This window comes from Sphaerisporangium sp. B11E5, from assembly GCF_039871875.1.
GTDB lineage: Bacteria > Actinomycetota > Actinomycetes > Streptosporangiales > Streptosporangiaceae > Sphaerisporangium.
The window spans coordinates 41,634-65,772 of the sequence record NZ_JBDPMD010000024.1; the positions used below are offsets into that span (position 1 = coordinate 41,634).

General features: G+C 72.6%; 17 protein-coding genes and 2 pseudogenes. 6 read left to right on the forward strand and 13 right to left on the reverse strand.

The genetic code is table 11. The features are described from left to right. Window positions 1-26: 26 nt before the first annotated feature. Together ppdK and adhE are read right to left on the reverse strand one after the other, a co-directional pair. Window positions 27-2,801 (reverse strand): pyruvate, phosphate dikinase, encoded by a 2,775-nt coding sequence (ppdK, locus tag ABGB17_RS21670; protein ID WP_347632324.1) that lies wholly within the window; start codon window positions 2,799-2,801, stop codon window positions 27-29. A 15-nt stretch (window positions 2,802-2,816) separates the two neighbouring features. After that, window positions 2,817-5,363, reverse strand: a pseudogene (adhE, locus tag ABGB17_RS21675) (bifunctional acetaldehyde-CoA/alcohol dehydrogenase); the annotation flags it as partial. 152 nt (window positions 5,364-5,515) lie between these two features. Here adhE and ABGB17_RS21680 point away from each other — a divergent pair. Continuing rightward, window positions 5,516-5,950: a pyridoxamine 5'-phosphate oxidase family protein gene (locus ABGB17_RS21680; protein ID WP_347632326.1), complete on the forward strand. Its 435-nt coding sequence runs from the start codon at window positions 5,516-5,518 to the stop codon at window positions 5,948-5,950. Between the two features lie 10 nt (window positions 5,951-5,960). Here ABGB17_RS21680 and pflA read toward each other — a convergent pair whose 3' ends face one another. Next, window positions 5,961-6,752 (reverse strand): pyruvate formate-lyase-activating protein, encoded by a 792-nt coding sequence (gene pflA / locus ABGB17_RS21685; protein ID WP_347632328.1) that lies wholly within the window; start codon window positions 6,750-6,752, stop codon window positions 5,961-5,963. After that, window positions 6,749-8,998, reverse strand: a complete 2,250-nt coding sequence (pflB, locus tag ABGB17_RS21690; protein ID WP_347632401.1) for a formate C-acetyltransferase — start codon at window positions 8,996-8,998, stop codon at window positions 6,749-6,751. The genes pflA and pflB overlap by 4 nt, the downstream gene beginning before the upstream one ends. 184 nt (window positions 8,999-9,182) lie before the next feature. Here pflB and gap point away from each other — a divergent pair, with 184 nt between their 5' ends. Together gap and ABGB17_RS21700 are read left to right on the forward strand one after the other, a co-directional pair. Continuing rightward, window positions 9,183-10,181: a type I glyceraldehyde-3-phosphate dehydrogenase gene (gap, locus tag ABGB17_RS21695; RefSeq protein WP_347632403.1), complete on the forward strand. Its 999-nt coding sequence runs from the start codon at window positions 9,183-9,185 to the stop codon at window positions 10,179-10,181. A gap of 135 nt (window positions 10,182-10,316) precedes the next feature. Then, window positions 10,317-11,168 (forward strand): universal stress protein, encoded by an 852-nt coding sequence (locus tag ABGB17_RS21700; protein WP_347632330.1) that lies wholly within the window; start codon window positions 10,317-10,319, stop codon window positions 11,166-11,168. Between the two features lie 61 nt (window positions 11,169-11,229). Here the strand turns inward: ABGB17_RS21700 and ABGB17_RS21705 are convergent, their stop codons facing one another. Continuing rightward, window positions 11,230-13,848, reverse strand: coding sequence for a GNAT family N-acetyltransferase (locus tag ABGB17_RS21705; RefSeq protein ID WP_347632332.1), 2,619 nt, complete (start codon window positions 13,846-13,848; stop codon window positions 11,230-11,232). Between the two features lie 257 nt (window positions 13,849-14,105). Here ABGB17_RS21705 and ABGB17_RS21710 point away from each other — a divergent pair, with 257 nt between their 5' ends. Genes ABGB17_RS21710 through ABGB17_RS21720 form a run of 3 tightly spaced genes read left to right on the forward strand, consistent with a single transcriptional unit; the run spans window position 14,106 to window position 17,525 of the window. Further along, entirely contained in the window at window positions 14,106-15,494 is a 1,389-nt protein-coding gene (locus tag ABGB17_RS21710; RefSeq protein ID WP_347632334.1) for a cytochrome ubiquinol oxidase subunit I, read from the forward strand. Window positions 15,495-15,530: 36 nt separating this feature from the next. Next, window positions 15,531-16,526 carry a cytochrome d ubiquinol oxidase subunit II gene (gene cydB / locus ABGB17_RS21715; protein WP_347632336.1) on the forward strand — a complete coding sequence of 332 codons (996 nt, stop codon included), beginning with the start codon at window positions 15,531-15,533 and terminating at the stop codon, window positions 16,524-16,526. Between the two features lie 33 nt (window positions 16,527-16,559). After that, window positions 16,560-17,525 (forward strand): hypothetical protein, encoded by a 966-nt coding sequence (locus ABGB17_RS21720; RefSeq protein ID WP_347632338.1) that lies wholly within the window; start codon window positions 16,560-16,562, stop codon window positions 17,523-17,525. Window positions 17,526-17,590: 65 nt separating this feature from the next. On the opposite strand, the gene ABGB17_RS21725 is transcribed toward ABGB17_RS21720, so the two are convergent. The 8 genes and pseudogenes from ABGB17_RS21725 to ABGB17_RS21760 form a co-directional block, all read right to left on the reverse strand. Continuing rightward, window positions 17,591-18,241: a response regulator transcription factor gene (locus ABGB17_RS21725; protein ID WP_347632340.1), complete on the reverse strand. Its 651-nt coding sequence runs from the start codon at window positions 18,239-18,241 to the stop codon at window positions 17,591-17,593. A gap of 73 nt (window positions 18,242-18,314) precedes the next feature. Continuing rightward, window positions 18,315-19,517 (reverse strand): HAMP domain-containing sensor histidine kinase, encoded by a 1,203-nt coding sequence (locus ABGB17_RS21730; RefSeq protein WP_347632342.1) that lies wholly within the window; start codon window positions 19,515-19,517, stop codon window positions 18,315-18,317. After that, complete coding sequence (locus tag ABGB17_RS21735) at window positions 19,514-20,185, reverse strand: response regulator transcription factor (RefSeq protein WP_347632344.1); 672 nt, start codon at window positions 20,183-20,185, stop codon at window positions 19,514-19,516. Before ABGB17_RS21735 ends, ABGB17_RS21730 begins: the two co-directional genes overlap by 4 nt. 10 nt (window positions 20,186-20,195) lie before the next feature. Then, window positions 20,196-21,050 carry a trypsin-like peptidase domain-containing protein gene (locus ABGB17_RS21740; RefSeq protein ID WP_347632346.1) on the reverse strand — a complete coding sequence of 285 codons (855 nt, stop codon included), beginning with the start codon at window positions 21,048-21,050 and terminating at the stop codon, window positions 20,196-20,198. Between the two features lie 11 nt (window positions 21,051-21,061). Continuing rightward, the gene (locus tag ABGB17_RS21745; RefSeq protein WP_347632348.1) at window positions 21,062-22,009 is read right to left on the reverse strand and encodes a VWA domain-containing protein; all 948 of its coding nucleotides are present in this window, start codon (window positions 22,007-22,009) and stop codon (window positions 21,062-21,064) included. Continuing rightward, window positions 22,006-22,937: pseudogene (locus ABGB17_RS21750) on the reverse strand (DUF58 domain-containing protein). The gene ABGB17_RS21745 and the pseudogene ABGB17_RS21750 overlap by 4 nt, the downstream one beginning before the upstream one ends. Further along, window positions 22,937-23,929 carry a MoxR family ATPase gene (locus ABGB17_RS21755; protein WP_347632405.1) on the reverse strand — a complete coding sequence of 331 codons (993 nt, stop codon included), beginning with the start codon at window positions 23,927-23,929 and terminating at the stop codon, window positions 22,937-22,939. The pseudogene ABGB17_RS21750 and the gene ABGB17_RS21755 overlap by 1 nt, the downstream one beginning before the upstream one ends. 35 nt (window positions 23,930-23,964) lie before the next feature. Beyond that, window positions 23,965-24,123 (reverse strand): hypothetical protein, encoded by a 159-nt coding sequence (locus ABGB17_RS21760; RefSeq protein WP_347632350.1) that lies wholly within the window; start codon window positions 24,121-24,123, stop codon window positions 23,965-23,967. Between the last annotated feature and the right edge of the window lie 16 nt (window positions 24,124-24,139).

Below are 24,139 nucleotides of genomic sequence, written 5' to 3' on the forward strand. Positions count from 1 at the left end.
CGCGCCGGCCGCCGTTGGTCAGCGGGTCAGCGCGTGTCCGGCGTGCCGGCGATGTCCGGCAGCGCGGCCCGGCCCGCCTCCAGGCGGGCCACCGGGACACGGAACGGGGAGCAGGACACGTAGTCCAGGCCGGCCTCGTGGAAGAACCGCACCGACGCGGGGTCGCCGCCGTGCTCGCCGCAGACGCCGATGCGCAGGTCCGGCCGGGCCGCGCGGCCCTCGGTCACCGCGATCTCCACCAGGCGGCCGACGCCGCGACGGTCGACGGTCTCGAAGGGCGACTCCTCGAAGACCCCCAGGCGCAGGTACGTGGGGAAGATCGTCCCCTCCACGTCGTCCCGCGAGAACCCCCAGGTCATCTGGGTGAGGTCGTTGGTGCCGAAGGAGAAGAACTCGGCCTGCTCGGCGATCTCGCCCGCCGTCAGCGCCGCCCGCGGCACCTCGATCATGGTCCCGACGGGGATGTCCGGGAGGACACGACCCGGCCCTCGCCCTCCTCCGGCCGGCACCTGCCCGGCTCGCGCCATCGCACCGGCCGCCGTCTGCCCGGCTTCGGCTGCCACGGTGGCCGCCGTCTGCTCGGCTTCGGCTCCCACGGTGGCCGGCACCTGTTCGGCTTCGGCTCTCACAGTGGCCAGTACCTGTTCGGCTTCGGCTCTCACGGCGGCCAGCTCATGGACGTCGCCCACCAGTGGCACCATGATCTCGGGGCGCGGGTCGCCGCCGTTGCGCGACCGTTCGGCCGCCGCCTCGGCGATCGCGCGGACCTGCATGGCGAACAGGCCGGGGACCACCAGGCCGAGGCGGACGCCGCGCAGTCCGAGCATGGGGTTGGCCTCGTGCAGCCGCCGGACGGCGGCGAGCAGCTTCTTGTCGTGCTCGGTCGTGGCGCCGAGGAGGTCCTCCAGTGACGGCAGGAACTCGTGCAGCGGCGGGTCGATCAGCCGGATCGTGACGGGCAGACCGTCCATCTCCGCCAGGATGCGGGTGAAGTCGGCCCGCTGGAGCGGCAGGAGCGCGTCCAGCGCCTCCTGGACCTCCCGCTCGCCGTCGGCGACGATGAGCCGTTCCACCAGCGTGCGCCGCTTGCCGAGGAACATGTGCTCGGTGCGGCACAGGCCGATTCCCGCGGCGCCGAACCGCCGGGCGCGTGCGGCGTCCTCGGGGGTGTCGGCGTTGGCGCACACGCCGAGGCGGCGGATCGCGTCGGCGTGCGCCAGCAGCCGGCTCACCGCCGCGACCAGCGGCCCGGCACCCGTGGCAGGCTCGCCCTCGAAGTAGCTGACGACCGGGGAGGGGCGCACGGGCAGCTCACCGGTGTAGACGTGGCCCGTCGCGCCGTCGACCGAGATCATGTCGCCCTCACGGACGACCACGTCACCGGCCCGCAGCTCACGGCGTTCCTCGTCGACCTCCACGGGGGCGCCGCAGACGCAGGTGCGTCCCATGCCGCGGGCGACCACGGCGGCGTGCGAGGTCTTGCCGCCGCGGCCGGTCAGGATGCCGCGGGCGGCGAGCATGCCCGGCAGGTCGTCGGGGTTGGTCTCCCTGCGGACCAGGATGACCGGCTCACCGGCCTCCGCGGCGCGCCGGGAGTCGAACACGGCCCGGCCGGACGCCGCGCCGGGGGAGGCGGGCACGCCGGTCACGATCGGCGCGGGGGCGCCGGACAGGTCGAAGCGGGGGAACATGAGCCGGGCGAGCCCGGCGCCGTCGACGCGGCGCAGCGCCTCGTCCAGGTCGATGAGGCCCTCGTCGACGAGCTGGGCGGCGATGGTGAAGGCGGCCGCCGCGGTGCGCTTGCCGACGCGGGTCTGGAGCATCCAGAGGCGGCCCTCCTCGATGGTGAACTCGATGTCGCACAGGTCGCGGTAGTGACGCTCCAGCGTGTCCATGGCGGCGACGAGCTGGTCGAAGGAGCGCCGGTCGAGGCGGGCGAGCTCCTGCAGGGGCAGCGTGTCGCGGATGCCGGCGACGACGTCCTCGCCCTGCGCGTCCGGCAGGTAGTCGCCGTAGACGCCGCGGGTGCCGGTGGCCGGGTCGCGGGTGAAGGCGACCCCGGTGCCGGAGGCGGGGCCGCGGTTGCCGTACACCATGGCCATGACGTTGACCGCGGTGCCGAGGTCGTCGGGGATGTGCTCGGCGCGCCGGTAGACGCGCGCCCGCTCGGTGTTCCAGGACCGGAACACCGCGAGGACGGCGCCGGCGAGCTGTGCGCGGGGGTCCTGGGGGAAGGGCTCACCCGTGTGCCGCCGGTAGAGGTCCTTGTACTCCTGCACCAGTTCCCGCAGGCCGGCCGCGTCGAGGCCGGCGCCGGCGGCGCGGCGGCGGGCGGCCAGGGCCCGCTCGAAGTCGTCGTGCGGGACGCCCGCCACCGTGGAGCCGTACATGGAGATGAGGCGCCGGTAGCAGTCCCAGGCGAAGCGCTCGCCGCCCGATGTCGCGGCGAGGCCCTGGACGGTGGTGTCGTTGAGGCCGATGTCCAGGATCGTCTCCATCATTCCCGGCATGGAGAACTTGCCGCCGGAGCGCACCGACAGCAGCAGGGGGTCGGCGGGGTCGCCGAAGCGGCGGCCCATGGCCTGCTCCACGCGGCCCAGGTGCGCCTCGACCTCCTCCATCAGGCCCTCGGGCGCCTCGTCGAGCTTGAGGTAGGCCCGGCAGGCCTCGGTCGTGATCGTGAAGCCTGACGGGACGGGCAGCCCCATCCGGGTCATCTCGGCGAGGTTCGCTCCTTTACCGCCGAGAAGGTCTTTCATGTCCTTGCCGCCGTCCGCGAAGTCGTACACGAAGGTCCGCATCGCGAGTCGCCTCCTTCACTTGGTGCCGTAGTAGGCCGCGCGCATGAGGTCTTGCATGTCGCCGAGCATCGGCATGCGGGGGTTGGCCGGGGCGCACTGGTCCTCGTAGGCGTTGCGTGTCTGCTCGGGCAGCCGCGCGATGAAGTCCTGCTCGTCCACGCCGAGGGCCTGGAAGGACGGCTCGATGCCGACGGCGTCCCTGAGCCGCTCGACGGCCGCGGCGAGTTCCTCGGCGCCGCCGTCGATGCCGAGTGCCTGGGCGATCTCGCGGAACCGTTCGGGCGCCCGGTAGTGCTCGTACTTGGGCCAGCCCGACAACTTCGCCGGGACCGTGCCGTTGTACCGGATGACGTGGGGCAGCAGGACCGCGTTGGTGCGCCCGTGGGCGATGTGGAAGGTCGCGCCGAGGGTGTGCGACATGGCGTGCACGATGCCGAGGAAGGCGTTGCCGAACGCCATGCCCGCGATGGTGCCGGCGTTGTGCATGTGCTCCCGGGCTTCCGGGTCGGCCGCGCCGTGCCGTACGGCCCGCTCCAGGTTGGCGAAGACGAGCTTGATGGCGTGCAGCGCGAGCCCGTCGGTGAAGTCGCTCGCGTACACCGAGACGTACGCCTCGATCGCGTGGGTGAGGGCGTCGAACCCGCTGTCGGCGGTGACCACCGGCGGCAGGTCGGCGGCCAGCACCGGATCGATGATCGCGACCGTCGGCGTGAGCGCGTAGTCGGCCAGCGGGTACTTCTTGCCTGTCGCCGTGTCGGTGATGACCGCGAATGGGGTGACCTCCGCGCCGGTGCCCGAGGTGGTCGGCACGCACACCAGCCGCGCCCGCGCGCCGAGCGGCGGGAACCTGAAGGCCCGCTTGCGGATGTCGAAGAACTTCTGCCGCATGTCGGCGAAGACGACCTCGGGGTGCTCGTAGCGCAGCCACATGACCTTGGCCGCGTCCATCGCCGACCCGCCGCCGAGCGCGATGATCGTGTCGGGACGGAAGGCCCGCATCAGCTCGGCGCCGCGGTCGACGGTGGCGACGCTGGGCTCCGGCTCGACGTCATCGATGATCTGCAGCGCCACCCTCTCAGGGCGCCGCCCGAGCACGGTGATGATCCGGTCGACGTAGCCGAGCCGCGTCATGGTGGCGTCGGTGACCACGGTGACCCGGTGCACGTCCGGCATGTCGGCGAGGTACCTGACGGCGTGCGGCTCGAAGTACACCTTGGCCGGCACCTTGAACCACTGCAGGTTGTTGGTGCGCCGCCCGATCCGCTTGATGTTGAGCAGATCGACGGCCGAGACGTTGTGCGAGACCGAGTTACGCCCGTAGCTGCCGCAGCCGAGCGTCAGCGACGGGACGAACGCGTTGTAGATGTCGCCGAGGCCGCCCTGCGACGAGGGGGCGTTCCAGATGATCCGCACGGCCTTCACCCGTTCCCCGAACTCCTCGGCCAGGGTCTCGTCGCGGGTGTGGACGGCCGCGCTGTGCCCGAGGCCGCCGAACTCGACCATGCGCTCGGCCAGCACGATGCCCTCCTCGCGGCCGCGTGCCCTCAGCACGGCCAGCACCGGGCACAGCTTCTCCCTGGTCAGCGGCTCGGCCGGACCGACCTCCGCGACCTCGGCGAGGATGATCGAGGTGTCGCCCGGGACCTCGAACCCGGCCATGGCGGCGATCTCGTGGGCGGAGCGGCCGACGACGCCGGAGTTGATCGTGCCGGTGCCGAACAGCAGCTCCTCCAGCAGGCGCTTCTCCTCGGGCGTCGCCAGGTGGGCGTGCAGGCGGGCGAACTCCGCCATCACCTCGTCGTGGACGTCGGCGTCCACGATGACGGCCTGCTCGGAGGCGCACACCATGCCGTTGTCGAAGGACTTGCTCAGCACGATGTCGTTGACGGCCCTGCGCAGGTCGGCGGTGCTCTCGACGTACGCGGGCACGTTGCCGGGCCCGACGCCGAGCGCGGGCTTGCCGGCCGAGTACGCCGCCCGCACCATTCCGCCGCCGCCGGTCGCGAGGATCGTCGCCACGCCGTCGTGGCGCATCAGCGCGGTCGTCGCCTCCAGCGACGGCTCGGTGATCCACTGGATGCAGTGCTCGGGGGCGCCCGCCGCGACCGCCGCGTCGCGCACGGCCGTCGCCGCCGCCACGCTGCACTCCTGGGCGGAGGGGTGGAAGGCGAAGATGATCGGGTTGCGGGTCTTCAGCGCGATCAGCGCCTTGAAGACGGTGGTCGAGGTGGGGTTGGTCACCGGGGTGATGCCCGCGACGACGCCCACCGGCTCGGCGATCTCCACCAGCCCGCTGATGTCGTCCCGCGCGACGACGCCCACGGTCTTCAGCGACGCCATGCTGTTGGTCACGTGCTCGCAGGCGAAGATGTTCTTCACGGCCTTGTCCTCGAACACGCCGCGCCCGGTCTCCCGGACGGCGTGCTCGGCGAGCGCCGCGTGCTCGTCCAGTGCCGCCACCGACGCCTTCTTCACGATGTGGTCGATCCGCTCCTGCGTGAAGGCCGCGTACTCGTCGAGGGCCTTGAGGGCGTTTCCTACCAGTAAATCGATCATTTGCCGGTCACCTCGGGCGTGTCGGGTCCTGCGGACACTTCAAGCATTCCGATCGGCGGGGCCGGGCACCCGAGCCCAAAGCCACCGGTGGGTGGGACCTTGGACATGTCCGGGTACGCGGGACGGGCGGGAACGGCTCCACGGGGAATAAGTCCGTCATGGGGGATGACGACACCGCACCGGTGCTGCGGGAACTGGACGCGGAGGAGTGCCGCCGGCTGCTCGATCAGGGCGTCGTCGGCCGGGTGGGCTTCACCGGGCCGGACGGGCCGGTGGTGCTGCCGGTCAACTACACGATGTGCGGCGACACCGTGCTGTTCCGCACCGGTTTCGGCGGGCCGATGGACGAGGACCTGGACACCGGGGTCGCGGGGGTGGAGCTCAAGGTGGCCTTCGAGGTCGATCACATCGACACGGTGACCCGCGAGGGGTGGAGCGTGCTGGTGCAGGGGGCCGCGCACCGCGTCACCTCCGAGGAGGAGCTGGCGACGGTGCGGGCGACGGCCGTGGAGCCCTGGCCGGGCGGCGAGCGGCGGCTGTACGTCCGCGTCGTGCCCACCCGGATCACCGGACGCCGCGTGCAGGCCGGCTGAGCCCGGGTTCTCAGAGGGCGGTGACGCCGCGGACCGCGAACTGGGCGCGCACGCGGGCCAGGAGGTCCGCGCCGGGCGGCTTCACGCCGGCCAGCGGGAAGGTCAGGCCGAGCCGCCGGTACTTGTCCGTGGCCATCCGGTGGAAGGGCAGCACGTCGACGTGCTCGACGTTGCCGAGGCCGGCGACGAACCGGGCCAGGGCGTCCACGTGCTCCGGCGCGTCGGTGAGGCCGGGGACCAGGACGAAGCGTATCCAGGTCCGGGTGCCGAGGTCGGCCAGGCGGCGGGCGAAGCGCAGGGTCGGCTCCAGGTCGCCGCCCGTCAGCTCGCGGTACGCCTCCCGGTCGCCGGACTTGACGTCCAGCAGGACGAGGTCGGTGTCCCCCAGCAGCGCGTCGGTCGCGCGGTCGCCGAGGGCCCCGGAGGTGTCCAGGGCGGTGTGCAGGCCGGCCTCGCGGCACCGGCGCAGCAGTTCACCGGTGAAGCGGGGCTGGAGCAGGGGCTCGCCGCCGCTGACCGTGACGCCGCCGCCCGCCACCGCGATGAAACGGCGGTACCGGCCGATCTCGGTCATCACCTCGTCCACCGTCACCCGGCGGCCGTCGCGCATGCGCCAGGTCTCCGGGTTCTGGCAGTACAGGCAGCGCAGCGGGCAGCCGCAGGTGAACACGACGAAGCGGGTCCCCGGGCCGTCCACGCCGACGGACAGGTCCCACGAGCTGATCACCCCGGTCCCCTCCGGGTGCGGCGGCGGGCGCAGTTCGCCCGCCGCCTCGGAGAGAACCGTCTCCCGCGTGTTCACAACGACCCGTGGAAGGTGCGGTCCACCACGTCCTGCTGCTGCTCGCGGGTCAGCCGCACGAAGTTCACCGCGTAGCCGGACACGCGGATCGTGAGCTGCGGGTACTTCTCCGGGTGCTCCATCGCGTCCAGCAGGACGGCCCGGGTGAGCACGTTGACGTTCATGTGGAAGCCGCCGGCGTCCATGTATCCGTCGAGCACTCCCACCAGGTTCGTCACCCGTTCCTCCTCGGTGCGGCCGAGCCCCTCGGGGGTGACCGTGTTGGTGAGCGAGATCCCGTCCCGCGCCTGCTCGTACGGCAGCTTGGCCACCGACAGGGCGGAGGCGATCATGCCGTGCCGGTCGCGCCCGTTCATCGGGTTGGCGCCCGGTGCGAACGGCTGCCCCGCGCGGCGCCCGTCGGGGGTGTTGCCCGTGTGCGCGCCGTACACCACGTTGGAGGTGATCGTCAGCACCGACTGGGTGTGCTCGGCGCCCCGGTACGCGGGATGCCTGCGGATCTTGCCCATGAACGACCGGACCAGGCTGACGGCGATGGCGTCCACCCGCTCGTCGTTGTTGCCGAAGGCCGGGTAGTCGCCCTCCACCACGTAGTCGACCGCCAGGCCGTTCGCGTCGCGGATGACCCGCACCCGGGCGTACCTGATCGCCGAGAGGCTGTCGGCGGCGACCGACAGGCCGGCGATCCCGCAGGCCAGCGTGCGCCTGACCGGGTAGCTGTGCAATGCCATCTCAAGACGCTCGTAGGCGTACTTGTCGTGCATGTAGTGGATGACGTTGAGCGCCTCGACATACGTGCGGGCCAGCCAGTCCATCATCCGGTCGAACGCGGGGGCGACCTCGTCGTAGGAGAGGTACTCGCCCGTGATCGGCAGGGTCTTCGGGCCGACCTGCTCACCGGTCATCTCGTCGCGCCCGCCGTTGATCGCGTACAGCAGGGTCTTGGCCAGGTTCACCCGCGCGCCGAAGAACTGCATCTGCTCGCCGACCGGCGCGGCGGACACGCAGCAGGCGATCGCGGTGTCGTCGCCGGTGTACGGGCGCATCAGCTCGTCGCTCTCGTACTGGATCGAGCTCGTCTCGATGGACAACCGCGCGCAGAAGCGCTTGAACGGCTCGGGCAGCCGCGGCGACCAGAACACCGTGAGGTTCGGCTCGGGGGCCGGGCCGAGGTTGCGCAGCGTCTGCAGGTAGCGGAAGCTCGTGCGGGTGACGAGGGTGCGCCCGTCCTGGCCCATGCCGCCGATCGACTCGGTCACCCACGTCGGGTCGCCGGAGAACAGCCGGTCGTACTCCGGGGTGCGCAGGAACCGCACGATCCGCAGCTTGATCACGAAGTCGTCGATCAGCTCCTGGGCGCGCTCCTCGGTGATGAGGCCCTGGTCCAGGTCCCGCTGGAGGTAGATGTCGAGGAAGGTGGAGGTGCGGCCGAGCGACATCGCGGCGCCGTTCTGCTCCTTCACCGCGGCCAGGTAGGCGAAGTACAGCCACTGCACGGCCTCGTGCGCGGTCGCGGCGGGGCGGGAGATGTCGTGGCCGTAGGAGGCGGCCATCCGCCGCAGCTCCTCCAGGGCGCGGATCTGCTCGGAGAGCTCCTCGCGGTCGCGGATCACGTCGTCGGTGGAGAACGCGTCGTCCAGGCCGCGCAGCTCCTCCGTCTTGGCCTCGACGAGACGGTCCACGCCGTAGAGGGCGACCCGGCGGTAGTCGCCGATGATGCGTCCGCGGCCGTACGCGTCGGGCAGCCCGGTGACGATCCCCGAGCGGCGGGCGGCCTTGATCTCGGGGGTGTAGGCGTCGAAGACGCCGTCGTTGTGCGTCTTGCGGTACTTCGTGAAGATCTCCGTCACCTGGGGAGCGGGTTCGTAGCCGTAGGCGGCCAGCCCGTTCTGCACCATGCGCAGCCCGCCCTGCGGCATGATCGCCCTCTTGAGCGGCGCGTCGGTCTGCAGGCCGACGATCAGCTCGCGGTCGCGGTCGATGTAGCCGGGAGGGTGCGCGGTGATGGAGGACGGCGTGGTGGCGTCCACGTCGTAGACGCCCCGGCGCCGTTCCTCGGGCAGCAACTCGGTGATCTTGCCCCAGACGGCGCGGGTCCGCTCGGTCGCGCCGGCGAGGAAGCTCTCGTCGCCCTCGTACGGCGTGTAGTTGGCCTGGATGAACGCACGTACATCGATCAGTTCCCGCCACGCAGTGCCACGGAAACCGTGCCAAGCGATAACCGGAGCCACACGCTCCCGGCCCATCGTGACCGTCATCGAAACCCCCTCGGGTCGGCTTCTCTCTCCACTCTCGCCGGACACGGCCGGCATCTCACCGAGCGGAGGTCCCCGGCCCTGGGGACGAAGGTCCCCTTCGTCGCGATCGGTTCGCCTCTACGGACCGCGCCCCCCGCCGCCGGACGATCGGCGCTAGAGACGCCTTGGAGGAATCATGATGAAGATCGGCATCAATGGATTCGGCCGGATCGGCCGCGCCGTGCTCCGCGCGGGACTGGCCCGGGGACTGGACGTCGTCGTGATCAACGACCTGGCCGACGCCGGGACGCTGGCCCACCTGCTCAAGCACGACTCCACGTTCGGCACCTACGACAAGCCGGTCGCCGTGGCCTCCGGCGCGCTCGTCGTGGACGGCACGCGCATCCCGGTGACGAGCCACCACGACCCGTCCGGAATCGCCTGGGAGGCCTACGGCGCCGACCTCGTCATCGAGGCCACCGGCCGCTTCCGCACCAGGGCCTTCGCCGAGACCCACCTGAAGAACGGGGCGCGCAAGGTGCTGGTCACCTCCCCCGGCCAGGGCATGGACGTCACGCTGGTGCCCGGTGTCAACGACCTCGCCTACAACCCCGGGCTGCACCAGATCGTCTCGATGGCCTCGTGCACCACCAACTGCGTCGCGCCCATGGTCAAGGTGCTCCACGAGACCTTCGGCCTCATCAAGGGCTTCATGACGACCGTGCACGCCTACACCGGCGACCAGCGGCTCCTCGACGCGCCGCACAAGGACCCGCGCCGCGCCCGCTCGGCCGCGGTGAACATCGTGCCCACCACGACCGGCGCCGCCCGCATGGTCGGCGAGGTCATGCCCGAGCTGGCGGGACGCCTCGACGGCATCGCGCTGCGCGTGCCGGTCGTCGACGGCTCCCTGACCGACCTGTCCGCGGTCGTGTCCCGTCCGGCGAGTGTGGAGGAGATCAACCACGCCTTCGCCCAGGCAGCGGGGGGTCCGCTGGCGGAGGTCCTGCGCTACAGCACCGGGCCCCTGGTCTCCAGCGACGTCATCGGCGACCCGGCCTCCTGCGTGTTCGACGCGCCCCTCACCCAGGCCGACGGGAACCTCGTGAAGGTCTTCGGCTGGTACGACAACGAGTGGGGCTACGCCAACCGCCTCGTCCAGACCGCGGCCCGCATCGCCGCCGAAAGGTAGAACCCCCCACGCCGACCCGGCGGGCGCGCCGCGCCCGCCGGGTCTCTCACGTTCCTAAGGCACGCCCGGAGGGGACCTTCGGCCCTTCGGCGCCGGTGCGCCGCGCGGTGCCATGGAAGGGACGAAGGAGGAGTCATGAAAGATGTCGTCGTCGGCGTGGACGGCTCACCGGCATCGCTCGCGGCCGTCGTGTGGGCCACTGACGACGCGGTGCGCAGCGGGGCGTCCCTGCGCGTCGTGTTCGTCCTGAACCGCGATCCTTACCAGATCACCAGGTTCGACCCCGGTCTCGGCGACCAGCTCGCCCGTGGCGCCGAGCGCGTCCTGGAGGAGGCGGAGCGGGCCGCCCGCGCGCGTGACCGCGACGTCGCCGTCACCACGCGGGTCCTTGAGGGCAGGCCCAGCGAGGTGCTGCGTTCCCAGGCCGCCGAGGCGGCCGAGCTGGTGGTCGGCACCCGGGGCATGGGCGGGTTCGCCAGGCTGGTCGTCGGCTCCGTCAGCATGCACGTGGCCGGCCACGCCCCGGGGCCCGTGGTGGTCGTGCCGCAGACGGCCTTCGCTCCGAAGGGCGAGGTCGTCGCCGGGGTCGACGACACCCCTGAGTGCCTGCCGGCCCTGGCCTACGCGTTCGAGCAGGCCGCGCGCCGCGGCGCCACGCTGCGCGCTCTGCACGCGTGGGAGCCACCGGTGTACCCCTTCGCGCCGGACATCGCCTACGACGCGGAGCAGACCAGGACAGACCGGCAGACGGCGGTGGCGGGCCTGCTCGCCAAGGGCCGGGCCGAGTACCCCGGCGTCCGGGTGATCGAGGACGTCCGCCGCGGCCACCCGGTCGAGGCGCTCGCCGCCGCGTCCGAGCGGGCCGACCTGCTCGTCATCGGCTCCCACGGCCGCGGCGCCCTGACCGCGGCGGTGCTCGGCTCCGTCAGCCGCGGCGTGCTGCACCACGCCAAGTGCCCGGTCGCCGTGGTCCGCCCCCGCGACTAGCGCGAACGGCGAACCGGCCCGGCGGTCGCCGCCGGGCCGGTTCGCCGTCTCAGGCGCGCGGTCAGCGCAGCCGGCGGGTGTAGGGCGAGGGGGTGGGGCGGCGGGGGGTCACGCGGACGCGGGAGTCCACGGCGACGGCGCCGTCCGGGGTGACGATCACGGGGTTGAGGTCGAGCTCGGCGATCTCGGGCAGGGCGTCCATCAGGTGGCCGACCCGGGTGACGAGGGCGGCCAGGGCCGCGGTGTCGGTCTTGGGGCGGCCGCGGTAGCCGTACAGCAGGGGTGAGCAGCGAAGGTCGGCGATCATCTCGGCGGCGGTCTCCAGCCGGAAGGGCGGCATGCGGAACGAGCGGTCGGCCACCAGGTCGGCGGCCACGCCCCCCATGCCGATCATGACGAGCGGCCCGAACGACGGGTAGTTGACGCCACCCACGATGATCTCGACGCCCTCGGCGGCCATGGGCTGCACGATCGCGCCGGTCATGGCCGGGCCGATCGAGGCGGCCATCTCGCGGTACGCCCGCCGCGCCTCCGCGGGCCCGGAGAGGCCGAGACGGACGCCGCCGACGTCGCTCTTGTGGACCGGACCGGTCACCTTGAGCGCCACGGGGCAGCCGAGCGCCTCGGCGGCCTCGGCGGCCGACTCCGCGTCGTGCACGGTCACCGACGGCAGCACGGGCACGTCGAAGTGCCGCAGCAGGCGTTCGGTCGTCTCGGGGGAGAGCCACCCCTCGGCGTTCCCGACGATCTCACGCGCGGCGGGGTCGTCGAGCACCGGGCCGGGCATCTCGGGGGGCAGGCGCCGCCACTCGGCGTAGGCCGCCGCGCGGGCCAGGGCCCGCACGGCCTGCTCGGGATAGGCGTAGCAGGGGACATGGCCGCCCACCAGCCCGTCCTCGCCCATGACGCAGGCCAGGACCGGCTTGACGGCGTGGCGGGCCGCCTCGGCGATGGCCGCCTTGGTCGCGTCCGTGCCCGAGCCGAACGGCGGCGTGTAGACGACGAGCACCGCGTCGGCCTCCGGCTGGGCCAGGGCGCTCTCGATGGCGAGACCGATGTCCTCGGCCCGGGCGCCGGCGGTCAGGTCCACGGGGTTGCGCAACGCGGCGGCGGGGATGCGGGCCGCCAGCGCGGGGACGGCGGGCAGTTCGGGCACGACCAGGCCGTTGCGCTCGCATTCGTCGGCCGTCATCGCCTCGGGCCCGCCGGAGTTGCCGACGATGGCGACGCGGCGCCCGGACGGCAGCGGCTGCGTGGCCATGAGCCGCGCGGTGTCGATCAGGTCGCGTACGCTGTCCAGCCTGATCACCCCGGCGGCGCGCACCAGGGCGTCCACCGCGATGTCGGGGGTGGCCGCCGCGGCGGTGTGCGAGCGCACGGCGCGGTCACCGGCGTCCGAGCGGCCGCTCTTGACGAGCAGGATCGGCTTGCGGCGGCCGACGCGGGAGGCGATCCGCGCGAACTTCCTGGGGTTGCCGAACGACTCCAGGTACAGGGCGATCACCGTTGTGGCGCCGTCGTCCTCCCAGTAGTCGAGCAGGTCGTTGCCGCTCACGTCGGCCTTGTTGCCGACCGACACGAACGAGGAGACCGGCAGCCGGTCCAGCAGCGCCGCACCCACCGCACCCGACTGGGAGAGCACCGCGACGCCGCCCGGCTCGGGCGTGTTCGGCAGGAAGCTCGCGTTCAGCAGGGCCGCGGTGTTCACGATTCCCAGGCAGTTCGGCCCGACCAGCCGCATGCCGGCCGACCGGCAGACGGCGAGCAGCTCGGTCTCGGCGTCCTTCCCCGCGCTCTCGGCGAAGCCCGCGGACAACACCACCAGGCCCTTGACCCCGGCGGCGGCGCACTCGCGGGCGACCCCCAGGACCGCCGCGGCGGGGACGGCGATCACCGCCAGGTCCACGGGCACCGGTATCGCCGCCACATCGGGGCAGGCGGGGAGCCCGGCGATCTCCGTGGCGCGCGGGTTCACCGGGTGGACGGAACCGCGGAAGCCGCCGTCGATCAAGTTGCGCACCACCGTGTGCCCGATGCCCCCAGGGGCCCGCCCGGCACCGATGACCGCGACCGACGCGGGAGCCAGCAGCGGGGCCAGTGAGGCGCGTCCCGCCTCGTGCTCGCGGGCGGCGACCCGCTCCATCAGGTTCACACCCGGCGTCAGGTCCACCACGACGTCAGCCGTGGCGCCGTCGTAGCGGATCTCGACCGCCAGGCCGAGATCGCGCAGAAGCCGGAGCATCGGTGTGTTCCCGGAGAGCACCTGCGCGACGAGCGCCTCGGCGCCCTCGGCGGCGGCCCGGGCCGCGAGATGCTCGAGCAGCAACGTCCCGAGCCCGTCGCCCTGGAACTCGTCGTCGATCAGGACCGCCATGTCGGCGGTCCTGTCGCCGTACAGCGTGTACTCGGCGATGCCGGCCACCCGCCCCCGCAGCACCGCGACCAGGGCGCGGCCCTGGTGGCCGGGGGCCGTGACGCGGTCCATGTGGGCGTGCGCCGTCGATCGCCCTCCGGTGAAGAACCGTAGGTACGCCGACAGCTCCGAGGTGCGGTCGACCAGTCCGTGCAGTGCGGCGCGATCCTCGGGCACGAGCGGGCGTACATGGGCGATGGCGCCGTCGCGCAACAGGACATCGCATTCGTCGGACATGGTGAGGCTTCCCGATTCGGCGGCGGACATGGCGACTCCTTCGCAGGTTCCGCAGTCAGGTTCTCGCCCGTCCCGGCACCGGAAGGAGAGCCGGACGGCCCGGTGCCGGGGGACTTTGGTCCGTCGGCCCGCCCGCGGCGGGACCGGCGGGCCGCCGGTCCGCGGCGGGACCTGGGAGGCGGCGGTCCACCGGGACCAAGGTCCTGACCTCGGGAGTCTCCCGGCCCTACAGGCGGCCGGCGGGGAGGCGGACCCTCCTAGGAGTTCACTATGACTTGGAGTCCCCGATGGACGTCTTGGACCTGTCGCGATGGCAGTTCGGCATCACGACCGTGTACCACTTCCTCTTCGTCCCGCTGACGATAGGCCTCTCGTTCGTCGTCGCCGGTCTGCAGACCGCCTGGCACCGCACGAAGAAACCCTCCTACCTGCGTCTTACCCGCTTCTGGGGGAGGCTGTTCCTGATCAACTTCGCGATGGGCGTGGTGACGGGCATCGTGCAGGAGTTCCAGTTCGGGATGAACTGGAGTGCTTACTCGCGGTTCGTCGGGGACGTCTTCGGGGCGCCGCTGGCCATGGAGGGCCTGATCGCCTTCTTCATGGAGTCCACGTTCATCGGCCTGTGGATCTTCGGCTGGGACAAGCTGCCGCCGAGGATCCACCTGGCGACGATCTGGCTCGCCTCGATCGGCACGTTCCTGTCGGCGTACTTCATCCTGGCGGCCAACTCCTGGATGCAGCACCCGGTCGGCTACCGGATCGACCCCGTCACCCACCGGGCCGAGCTCACCGACATCTGGGCCGTGCTGACCAACTCCACGACGCTGGTGACCTTCCCGCACGTGATCTTCGGCGCGTTCGTCACGGCGGGGGCGTTCGTGGCGGGCATCAGCGCCTGGCAACTGGCCAGGAAGCGGGACGTCCCGATGTTCCGCACGTCGATGCGGCTGGCCCTGGTGACCGGCCTCGTCGCGGCCGGGGGCGTCGCCCTGTCCGGGCACTGGCAGGCGCAGATCATGACCGAGCAGCAGCCCATGAAGATGGCCGCCGCCGAGGCGCTGTGGGAGGACGAGTCCTCCGCCGGCTTCTCCCTCTTCGCGATCGGCGACGTCGAGAACGGCCGCAACAGCGTCAACCTCCAGGTCCCGAACGGCCTCAGCGTGCTCGCGACCAACACCCTGGACGGCCGGGTCGAGGGGATCAACGACATCCAGGCGCGGTACCTGGCGCTGTACGGCGCGGGGGACTACCGGCCGGTCATCGGGCTGGCCTACTGGAGCTTCCGGTTGATGATCGGGTTCGGCTTCCTCGCCGGGCTGCTCGCGCTCGCGGGGTTGTGGCTGACCCGGCGCGGCAGGACTCCGGTGAACCCGTGGTTCACCAGGATCGCCGTCGCCGGGATCGCCCTGCCGTTCCTCGCCAACTCCCTCGGGTGGATCTTCACCGAGATGGGGCGCCAGCCGTGGACGGTCTTCGGCGTCATGCGCACCGCCGCCGCCGTCTCGCCCGGCGCGGACGTCGCCGAGGTGGCGATCACACTCGTCGGCTTCACCCTCGTCTACGCCGCGCTCGCGGCCGTCGAGGTGCGGCTGCTGCTCAAGTTCATCCGTCTCGGTCCCGAGCCTGAGCCGGGCGCGGAGACCCCAGCCGAGCCGTTGCCCGCCCTCTCGTACTAGCCGTCACGTCCGGCACGACGCGAAAGACCCACGACCATGGAACTCACGACCGTCTGGTTCGTCCTCATCGCCGTCCTGTGGACGGGCTACTTCGTCCTGGAGGGTTTTGACTTCGGCGTCGGAGTGCTCCTGCCGTTCCTGGCTGGGGACGAGTCCGAGCGGCGGCTGGTCTACCGCTCGATCGGCCCGGTGTGGGACGGCAACGAGGTGTGGCTGCTGGTGGCGGGCGGCGCGACGTTCGCGGCCTTCCCCGAGTGGTACGCGACGCTGTTCAGCGGGTTCTACCTGCCGCTGTTCCTCATCCTGCTCGCGCTGATCGCCCGGGGTGTCGCGCTGGAGTACCGCGGCAAGAGCGACCGCACCCGCGGCTGGGACCTCATGTTCTTCTGGGGGTCGCTGACCCCCGCGTTCCTGTGGGGGGTGGCGTTCGCCAACATCGTGCGGGGAGTGCCGCTCGACGCCGCGCACGAGTACACCGGGACCCTGTTCACGCTGCTCAATCCGTACGCCCTGCTCGGCGGCGCCGCCACGCTGACGCTGTTCACCTTCCACGGCGCGGTGTTCCTCGCCCTGCGCACCGAGGGGGAGTTCCGCGCGGGCGCGGCGCGGCTCGCGCTGCAGGCCGGCCTGCCGGCGCTCCTCATCGGCGGGACCTTCCTGCTGATCACCCAGCTCGACGCCGGCAAGCCGCTCACCTGGGCCACCGCGGGGCTCGCCGCCGCCGGCATCCTCGGGGCCCTGGCCGCCACCCGCCTCGGCAGGGACGGCTGGGCGTTCGCCGCCACCGCGATGGCCATCGTCGCGGTGACGGCGACGCTCTTCGGCGACCTGTGGCCGGACGTCATGCCCGCCCTGAACCCCGCCAACAGCCTGACCGTCGCCAACGCCTCCTCCACGCCGTACACGCTGGGCGTCATGACGGGGGTCGCCGTGATCTTCACACCCCTGGTGCTGCTCTACCAGGGATGGACCTACTGGGTGTTCCGCAAGCGACTCACCAAGGTCCCGGCGGACAAGGCCATAGGGCCCTGACCGGCGGGTTTCCACGGATGATGGACTGGGACCATGACGAACCACCTGCGCTCCGCGGTGGAGGCCGCCGTGTGGGCGCCGTCCCTGCACAACAGTCAGCCCTGGTCCTTCGTCATCGAGGGGGACGAGATCCGGGTGCGCGCCGACAGCGAGCGGTGGTCGCGGGTCTCCGATCCCGAGGGGCGGGAACAGTTGATCAGTTGCGGTGCCGCCCTGTTCACCATCAGGACGGCCCTGCGCGCCGCCGGGCTGCGGCCGGTGGTCACCGTGCTGCCCGACCCGGACCGGCCCGCCGTCTTGGCCACGGTCAGGGCGGCCGGCCCGCTCGACGCCGACGAGCAGGTGAAGCTCATGAACGAGCAGATCACCCGGCGGCGGACGCACCGGGCGGGCTTCGCCGGTACGCCCGTGGCCGCTGATCTCGTGGACGCCCTGGTCAAGCAGGCCGAAGCCGAGGGGGCGCGCCTGGTGCCCGTGGAAGGCGCGGCGGTGCGCGCCCTGGCGGCGCTGACCGCGGCGGCCGAGGAGATCCAGGCGCGGGACCGCGCGTACACCCTCGAATCCGTGCGCTGGGGCCGCCCGCCCGGCAGCCGCCGCGGCGACGGGGTGCCCGCCGGCGCGTATCCCCGGGAGCAGCGCCGGACGTCACCGCACTTCGCGCAGCGGGACTACTCCCACGGGCACTCCTGGGGCAGCGGCGAGGAGCGGTACGACGAGACCGCGACGGGCCTGGTCGCCCTGCTCACCACCTGCGGCGACGGCCGCGGCGACTGGATCGCCGCGGGCCAGGCGTTGCAGCGCGTCCTGCTGCACGCCGCCGCGCACGGCGTCCGCGCCGCCTTCCACACGCAGGCGCTGGAGCGGCGTCACCTGCGCGCGTTCATCAGCGAGGAGCTGTGTGCCGGCGAGCACCCCCAGATGATCCTGCGGCTCGGCCACTCCCGCGCCGAGGGCCACGGCGTACGGCGCCCGCTCCCCGAGGTCCTCGACGAAGGCTAGGGACGCCGGGGCGCGGTGGCTCCGCCCTCCCGGCGTGCCCTCACGTCCGGGACGCCCCGGACGTCCTAGCCTCCCGAGGTGTCGTGGCGGTCCTTCATGCGGGCGGCGAGGGCGGCGGCCTGGGTGCGGCGCTGCATGTTGAGCTTGCTCAGCAGGTTCGACACGTAGTTCTTCACGGTCTTCTCCGCGAGGAACATCCGCTCGCCGATCTGCCGGTTGGTGAGGCCCTCGCCGATCAGCTCCAGGATGGTGCGCTCCTGGTCGGTCAGCGCCGCCAGCGGGTCCTTGCGTGTGGCCTGGTCACGCAGGCGTTGCAACATCGCGGCCGTGGTCTGCGGGTCGAGCAGCGACTGCCCGGCGGCCACGGTGCGTACCGCCCCCACCAGGTCCGAGCCGTGGATCTGCTTGAGCACGTATCCGGAGGCCCCGGCCATGACCGCCTCGAACAGCGCGTCGTCGTCGGCGTAGGAGGTCAGCATCAGGCAGTTCAGCCCGGGCACCCGGCTGCGTACCTCGCGGCACACCTCGACGCCGCTGCCGTCCGGCAGGCGCACGTCGAGCACCGCGACGTCCGGCCGCAACGCCGGGATGCGCGCCACGGCCGACTCCGCCGTACCGGCCTCACCGATGACCTCGATGTCGTCCTCGGCCTCCAGCAGAGCGGCGACGCCCCGTCGGACGACCTCGTGATCGTCGAGAAGGAAAACTCGAATCATGACATCGAACCTAGGCGCTCCGGGGTCCGTGCCGGTAGAGGCCATGGTCCCGTCTCTTCCCGGCGCCGCGGGATCAGGGGCGGGCGGGGCGCAGGAGAGGGCTGGTCTCGGGGAGGGGGTCCCGCGGGGCGCCCGCGGCGGGGAGCCAGAGGACGAAGGTGCTGCCCTCGCCGAGGCGGGAGAACAGGCGGACGTGGCCGCCGTGCGACTCGACGATCTGGCGCACGATGGCCAGGCCGAGGCCGGTGTGGCGGTCGCGGCGGCTGACGTCGCCGCGCCAGAAGCGGTCGAAGACGCGGCCCTGGTCGTCCTCGGTGAGGCCGGGGCCGGTGTCCTCGACCGCCACCCAGATCCAGCCGCCGGTCTCGCCGCACGCCACGGCCACCTCGCTGCCGGGCGGGGCCAGCCGTACGGCGTTGGACAGCAGGTTGCCGACGGCGCGGCGCAGGGCGTCGTGGTCGCCGATGACCATGAGGTCCTCGGGCAGCGAACGGCGCAGCGTGATGCCACGCTGGGCGGCGAGCGCGGTGAACTCCTCGCACGCCTCCCTGGCCACCGTTCCCACGTCCACGTCGGCGTCGATGAGGCCGGGGGCCGCGCGGCGCGCGGTGGCGAGCAGGTCCTCCACGAGGCGGGTCATGCGCGTGGTGGCGCGGTCCACGATGGCCGCGGCGTGGGCGCGTTCGGCGTCGGTGCTCTCCGGCGAGGTCAGCACGGCGTCCACGTTGGCCCTGATGATGGCGAGGGGGCTGCGCAGCTCGTGGGAGGCGTCGTCGATGAGCTGGCGCTGCGTGCGGAACGCGTGCTGCAGCCGGTCCAGCATGGTGTCCAGGGTGTCGGCGAGGTCACGCAGCTCGTCGCGCGGCCCGGTGAGCCTGATGCGCCGGGTGAGGTCGGTCGCCTGGATCTCCGCGGCCGTACGGGTGATGGCCCGCACCGGCCGCAGCACCCGGCCCGACAACACCCACCCGATGCCGAGGCTCGCGACGAACAACGCGGCGAGCGTGGCGAGCGAGTAGTCGCGCAGCGTCTGGAGCGTCTGCACGTTGACGGCGTTCTCCACCTCCTGGACGAGCACGACCTCCTGCTTGCCGAGGTAGGTGTCGCCGCGGAACGCCTTGGCGTACTGCGTGGTGTACGGCCGCTGCTCGGTGCTCTTGGACACCGCGTAGTAGATGCCGCCGAGCACCAGCGCGGCGAGCACGAACAGCAGCCCGGAGTACAGCACGGTCAGCCGGAAGCGGATCGTGTGCGCGAAGGCGGGTACCCCCCTCATGTCTGTTCCCGCAGCCGGTACCCCTTGCCGATCACCGTCTCGATGAGGCCCTCCACCCCGAGCTTGCGCCGCAGGTTGCCGACGGTGACCCGCACCGTGTTGGTGAACGGGTCGGTGTGCTCGTCCCAGACGTGTTCGAGCAGCTCCTCCGACGACACGACGAACCCGGGCCGGGTCATGAGGTAGTGCAGCACGCCGAACTCCTTCGGCGTGAGGGGGAGCTGCAGGCCGGCCCGGTAGGCCTCGAACCGGGCGGTGTCGAGGCGCAGCTCGCCGACCTCCAGCACCGCCGTGCCGCCGCCGGCGTCCCGGCGCAGCAGCGCCCGCACCCGGGCCAGCAGCTCGGGGAAGGCGAACGGCTTGACCAGGTAGTCGTCGGCGCCCTCGTCGAGGCCTCTGACCCGGTCGTCCAGGCGGTCCCGGGCGGTGACCATGAGGATCCGCACCGAGCCGCCGTACCCGGAGCGCCTGATGGTCCTGCACAGCTCGAACCCGTCACCGCCCGGCAGGTTCAGGTCGAGTAGCACCAGGTCGTAGGCGTTCGTCTGGAGCTTCTCCTCCGCCTGGCCGACGTCGTAGGCGACGTCCACGGCGTATCCCACCCGGACGAGCCCCACCCTCAGGGCGTCGACCAGATCTTCTTCGTCCTCGACAACGAGCAACCTCATGACCTGGAACCTAGTTTCGAATGATTCGTTCCGCGACGCTCGCGGCCCGGTCGATCGGGATGGCGAACCCGATGCCGGTGGAGCCGCCGCCCCGCCTGGACAGGATCGCGGTGTTCACGCCGATCACCTCGCCGCGTGCGTTGACCAGCGGACCGCCGGAGTTGCCAGGGTTGATGGAGGCGTCGGTCTGCACCGCGCGCAGCCGCCCGTTGCTGAGCGGCACCACGCGGTCGACCGCGCTGACGATGCCCGCGGTCACCGTGCCGCTCAGCCCGAGCGGCGAGCCGACGGCGAGCACCTGGTCGCCCACCGCGACGTCACCGGAACGGCCGAGCACGGCGGGGCCGAGCCCGGGGACGCCGTCCACGGCGAGCACCGCGAGGTCGTCGTCGTCCTCGGCGCCGACGACCCGCGCCGTGACGCGCCTGCCGTCGTGCAGCACCGCGGTGACCTCGGAGCCGCCCGCGACGACGTGGGCGTTGGTCAGGATGTGCCCGGCCGTGTCGATCACGAAGCCGGAGCCCCTGCCGCCGGGCGCCTCGATCGAGACGACGCTCGGCAGCACCCGGGCCGCGACGCCGCTCAGCCCGCCGGCCGTGGCGACAGGGCCCGCCGTGGACCGGGGCAGCGCCACCGGGGGGGCGCCGCCGCCCCCGGTGGCGAGCCCCGAGACGGCGACGCCGGCGGCCCCGCCGGTGAGCGCCGCGACGACCGCCGCGGCCAGCAGCACCCGCGTGGTACCCGTGCGTTCGCGCGGTGGCGCGGCGGGAGGTGGTCCGGACGGCGGTGGCACCGGGGGCCGGTCCACGACGCCGGGGAGGAACGCCGGGCCGCGTGGCCTGCCGAGGCCGAGTGGTTCGTTCATCTCACCGCCTCCTACGGGATCCTGGAGAACCAGAGCAGGGACGTGCCGGCCGCGGCGACCGCGGCGATCAGGCCGAATCCGACGAACCACGGCCACACCTCGCGCCGCTCGGTGCGGTAGCCCACGGAGGTGCCGATGTCGTCGTACACGGCTTGCAGCTCGTCGCCGGACGCGGCCTCGTAGAAGCCGCCGCCCGTGCCGCCGGCGAGTTCGCGCAGCGCCGGGCCGTCCACCGGGACCGGCACGGAACGGCCGCCGAGCTCGATGAGGCCGCCCCGCGTGCCGTAGGCGATGGTGGTGACCGGCACGCCGCGCCTGGCCGCCTCCCTGGCCGCCGTCCCCATCGGCCGCCCGGTGGTGCTCGAACCGTCGGACAGCAGCACGATGTGCGCCGGCGGCGGGTCGTCGCCCGCCTCGGCGTCGACGGAGCGGATGGCGTCGAGCGACGAGAACACCGCCTCGCCGATGGCCGTGCCGGAGTCGGTGGTCAGCCGGTCGATGGCCGCGAGCACGGCCGCCCGGTCCACGGTGGGCGGCACGGCCACGGACGCGGCGGACGAGAACGCCACCAGTCCCAGGTTGAACCGCTCGGGCAACCCCTGGACGAACTGCCGTGCGGCGCTCCGTGCGGCCGTGAACCGGTCGGGGGCCACGTCGGTGGCCTGCATGGAGGCGGACACGTCGAAGGCGATCACGATGGTCGCCCGCTCCCGCGGCACCCGCACCTCGGCGCTCGGCCGCGCGAACCCGACGACCAGCAGGATCAGCATCAGCCCGAACGCCGACGCCGGCACGTGCCGGCGCCACCCGGGCCCCTTGGGCGCCACCTTGTCCAGCAGGTCGAGGTTGGTGAACCGTACGGCGTAGCGCCCGCGCCGCAGGTACGTGACCACGTACAGCACCCCGATCGCGAGGACGGGGACGAGCAGCCAGAGCCAGAGGGGCGAGAGCAGGGTCACGCGGCGTCACCTCCTCGCGGGGGCATCGGCGGGGCGGCGCCGGCGAGGCGGCGCTGGGTCATGACGTGTTCCACGAGGTCGCGCACCCAGTCGCGGTCGGTGCGCAGCCGCAGGTGGGCGGCGCCGGCGCGGCGCAGGGCGGCGGCGACGGCCTCGCGCTGCGCCGCCGCCGCGGTCGCGTAGCGCTCACGCAGGCGGGGGGACGCGGTGGAGACCTCGCGGCGCCTGCCGGTCTCGGGGTCGACGAGTGTGAGCACGCCGACGTCCGGCAGGGTCAGCTCGCGGGGGTCCACGACCTCGACGGCGAGCACCTGGTTGCGGACCGACAGGTGGCGCAGCGGGCGTTCCCAGGTGGCGGGCTCGTCGAGGAAGTCGGAGACCACCACGACCAGGCAGCGGCGCCGTACCGTGCGCCGCAGCTCCTCGGCGGCCGTCCCGAGCGCCCGCGAGGGACCGCCCGGCGCGGACCTCGGCAGGCCGTACACCGAGCGCAGCAGCGCCATGAGCTGAGGCCGCCCGGTGCGGGCCGGGAGCCGCCGCACCGCGCCGGCGTGCACGATGTGGGCGCCGATGCGGTTGCCGGTGCGGTCGGTGAGGAACCCGACGGCCGCCATGGCGGCGAGCGCGAGGTCGCGTTTCTCCATCAGCGCGGTGCCGAAGTCCATGCTGGGCTGGCGTCGAGCAGCACCCAGGTCTCCAGCTCCCGGTCGGCGATCATGTCGCGGACGTGCGGCTCGCCGGTGCGCGCCGTCACGTTCCAGTCCATGCGCCGCACGTCGTCCCCCGGCGTGTACACCCGCGCCGCGGCGGGTTCGCTCCCCGGCCCGGGGATCAGGCCGAGGTGGTCGCCCTGGAGCAGCCCGTCGAGCCGCCGCACGACGGTGAGTTCGAGCCCCCGCAACCGGGACTCGGCCGAAAGGCCCCGCATCACGCCGCCTCGCCGTGCCGGGGGGCGATCCGCGGCTCTGGCACGGCCGCCACGACGCGGTCCACGATCTGCCGCGCCGTGACGCCGTCGGCCAGCGCGTCGAACGACAACACCAGCCGGTGGGCGATCACGTCGTGGGCGAGGTCGCGGACGTCGCCGGGCAGCACGTACTCGCGCCCGCGCAGCAACGCCAGCGCCCGCGCCGCGGCGACCAGCCCGAGCGTGGCACGGGGGCTCGCCCCGAACGCCAGCAGCCGCCGCACGTCCTCGGCGCCGAACCGCTCGGGCTCCCGGGTCGCGTGGACCAGCCGCACGACGTACTCGGCCACGGCGTGGTGCACGAACACCCCGTCGGCCCGCCGCTGCAGCGCGAGCAGCCGCCCCGGGTCGAGCACACGCCTGGGGGCCGGCGGGTCCACGCTCATGCGGTAGAGGATCGCGAGCTCCTCCGACTCGCTCGGATACCCCACGTCGATCTTCATGAGGAACCGGTCCCGCTGCGCCTCCGGCAGGTGGTAGACCCCCTCGGACTCGATCGGGTTCTGCGTGGCCAGCACCTGGAACGGCGCCGGTGTGTCCTGCGTGAGCCCTCCCACGCTGACCTGCCGTTCGGCCATCACCTCCAGCAGCGCCGACTGCACCTTGGCCGGCGCACGGTTGATCTCGTCGGCGAGCAGGAAGTTGGCCATCACGGGCCCGAGCTCCACGTCGAAGCTCTCGGTGGACGGCCGGTAGATCCGTGTGCCCACGATGTCCGCCGGCACCAGGTCCGGCGTGAACTGGATACGCGAGAACGACCCGCCGACCACCGCCGCCAGCGTCTCCGCCGCGAGCGTCTTGGCGATCCCCGGCACCCCTTCGAGCAGGCAGTGCCCCCGGCTCAGCACCGCGACGACCATCCGCTCGACCAGCCGATCCTGCCCGACGATCACCCGCTTCACCTCGAACAACGCCCGCTCGAGCGGCGCCGCCTCCCCCCGGTCGTGGATCACGTCGGGAAGCCGCTCCCCGCCCGGCTCGGGAAGACTCACGGCGCCACCGCCTCCCGCGGGCAGTCGTCCAGCACCAGCCGGAGCTCCACCCCCGGCTCCGGCTCCGCGTGCGCCACACTCCCGGTGACCAGAAACACCCCTGTGCCGAGCGCCACGACGAGCCCGGCGCTCCTCCAGAGTGATGAGCGTGCCATGGATACGTGTCCCCTC

What these genes read in the sequence shown, in the direction of transcription:
- ppdK (WP_347632324.1), bottom strand. Translation starts at nt 2,801, where the DNA reads ATGCGGACCTTCGTGTACGACTTCGCGGACGGCGGCAAGGACATGAAA.
- ABGB17_RS21680 (WP_347632326.1), top strand. Translation starts at nt 5,516, where the DNA reads ATGGGGGATGACGACACCGCACCGGTGCTGCGGGAACTGGACGCGGAG.
- pflB (WP_347632401.1), bottom strand. Translation starts at nt 8,998, where the DNA reads ATGGGCCGGGAGCGTGTGGCTCCGGTTATCGCTTGGCACGGTTTCCGT.
- ABGB17_RS21700 (WP_347632330.1), top strand. Translation starts at nt 10,317, where the DNA reads ATGAAAGATGTCGTCGTCGGCGTGGACGGCTCACCGGCATCGCTCGCG.
- ABGB17_RS21705 (WP_347632332.1), bottom strand. Translation starts at nt 13,848, where the DNA reads ATGTCCGCCGCCGAATCGGGAAGCCTCACCATGTCCGACGAATGCGAT.
- ABGB17_RS21710 (WP_347632334.1), top strand. Translation starts at nt 14,106, where the DNA reads ATGGACGTCTTGGACCTGTCGCGATGGCAGTTCGGCATCACGACCGTG.
- cydB (WP_347632336.1), top strand. Translation starts at nt 15,531, where the DNA reads ATGGAACTCACGACCGTCTGGTTCGTCCTCATCGCCGTCCTGTGGACG.
- ABGB17_RS21720 (WP_347632338.1), top strand. Translation starts at nt 16,560, where the DNA reads ATGACGAACCACCTGCGCTCCGCGGTGGAGGCCGCCGTGTGGGCGCCG.
- ABGB17_RS21725 (WP_347632340.1), bottom strand. Translation starts at nt 18,241, where the DNA reads ATGATTCGAGTTTTCCTTCTCGACGATCACGAGGTCGTCCGACGGGGC.
- ABGB17_RS21730 (WP_347632342.1), bottom strand. Translation starts at nt 19,517, where the DNA reads ATGAGGGGGGTACCCGCCTTCGCGCACACGATCCGCTTCCGGCTGACC.
- ABGB17_RS21735 (WP_347632344.1), bottom strand. Translation starts at nt 20,185, where the DNA reads ATGAGGTTGCTCGTTGTCGAGGACGAAGAAGATCTGGTCGACGCCCTG.
- ABGB17_RS21740 (WP_347632346.1), bottom strand. Translation starts at nt 21,050, where the DNA reads ATGAACGAACCACTCGGCCTCGGCAGGCCACGCGGCCCGGCGTTCCTC.
- ABGB17_RS21760 (WP_347632350.1), bottom strand. Translation starts at nt 24,123, where the DNA reads ATGGCACGCTCATCACTCTGGAGGAGCGCCGGGCTCGTCGTGGCGCTC.